Below are 256 nucleotides of genomic sequence, written 5' to 3' on the forward strand. Positions count from 1 at the left end.
TGCAACAACTTATTCTGTCAGTGCCGCTTGGCTGGTTCCTGAAACAGACGTACGGTTACACAGTTCTGTCGGTACAGGTGTAAGAAATCCTGACTTTATTGAACAGTTTGGTATTCTCAGCGGTTCTAATTTTCGTGGCAATCCAGATTTAAAGCCAGAGCATAATTTGGGTTGGGATATTGGTATCGAAAAACGCTTTTTTGATGAGGAGTTGTCTCTAGATATAACTTACTTTAATAACCAATACCGAGATAAG

At 39.8% G+C, this 256-nt stretch carries 1 protein-coding gene; it reads left to right on the forward strand.

Annotated elements, in window-relative coordinates; genetic code table 11:
* Positions 1-256, forward strand: a 256-nt coding sequence (locus HBA93_RS22125; protein ID WP_221724676.1) for a TonB-dependent receptor domain-containing protein, incomplete at both ends; no start/stop codon positions are given.

Origin of the sequence: Ochrobactrum sp. SFR4, from assembly GCF_019730395.1 — a bacterium.
Taxonomy (GTDB): Bacteria; Pseudomonadota; Alphaproteobacteria; order Rhizobiales; family Rhizobiaceae; genus Pseudochrobactrum.